This is a genomic window from Nocardia sp. NPDC004573, assembly GCF_053602135.1.
Map to the genome: position 1 here is coordinate 1 of NZ_JBSGDA010000073.1, position 1,290 is coordinate 1,290.

Annotated in this window: 1 pseudogene; it reads left to right on the plus strand. The window is 64.9% G+C overall.

From position 1 onward, the window contains the following. Nucleotides 1-1,094: 1,094 nt before the first annotated feature. Nucleotides 1,095-1,290: pseudogene (locus tag ACWEKR_RS35565) on the plus strand (amidohydrolase family protein); the annotation flags it as partial.

The following is a 1,290-nucleotide window of genomic DNA, read 5'->3' on the forward strand; positions in this document are numbered from 1 at the left end:
ACCAGCACCACCTCCACCGGCAGCATCACCGGCAACAGGTCCACGATCAACCCGACACCCGGTTACCGAGGCAACCTACTTGGACGAGGCACTAGGTGATCTTCGCGCTTGCGGCCCTCCTCGGAAATAACTGATTGGATGGGCAGCTCCGGCTTACCGACCACGACGCCACCTCGGATAGCAGCACCAGGGGCAGGACCGCGATCGGGCCGCCGTGAGGTCAACGCTTCCGGACGGACCCGGCCGGGCCTGGCGCCGCCTTGGACGCGATGTGAGTAGCCGCGTCCGTAACCGCTGTAGGCCAGAGTCCGCAATCCTCGGGCGTGCAGTGCCGCGGCCACCGCGTCCCAATAGGACAACGGGATCATCAGTCCGCCGGTGAGGACAACGATGTCACCGCCCTCACGGCCGGTCAGTTCGTAGTGTGCGATGCCGTCGGACGATCGGATGTAACTGCCGCGCAAACTCCGGCGCGCTTCGGCGTCGAGCCGACAGTTTTCTGTGGCAGCGGAAAAGTACTTCAGCGGCTCACCCCGCTCTGCGGCAGGGAAGTCAGGTACTCGCGGGTCGTCTCGGCGACCCACTGAGGGTCTTCCTCCGGGAGCAGGTGACCGCCCTCCGGATGGACCTTCTCGATACGCCTGCGATGTCGCGGGTGAAATGCTGCCCGTCCATACTCGCGCTACGCAACACCAACGTCGGCACCGAGATGGCGGGAATCTCGCCGGTGCGGTCGGGCTGGTCGGTGTTGACGAAGTCCACAAACGCTGAACGGTTGCCCGGTCTGTTCCAGAGCCGGTGGGCGCGATCGACCATCGCCTGGTCCACGATCCCGGAATGCGGGCCGACAGCTTGGCGCAGGGTATTGCTTGACACCGCGGTGAAATATCGGTCACACTGTATCCGTATTGCTCGCATGATCGCTCGACCTTCGAACGTGAGGGGTGGTTCGCCCTTCGCCGGTCGCCGATCTGTGTCGGCCCGAGGCGCGAGCCCCTTGTCGAGCCACGACCGGGGGCGTATCGGTGTCTGCGCCGACCACATGCCTTTCGGCCTGTCCGCTGATTTGCCCTCACGGGTGACGGGAGAAACGAATGAGCCGCACACTGTTGCGCGGTGCGCAGGTGATCACCATGGCGCTGGATCGTCCCGACGTCGAGGAGGTCGACATCCTCGTCGACGGCGACCGGATCACCGAGATCGGTGATCGGCTCGACCCCCGGGGTGCTGACGTCGCCGAGTTCGCGGGCCGGATCATCATTCCCGGGCTTGTCAACGCTCATCTGCACT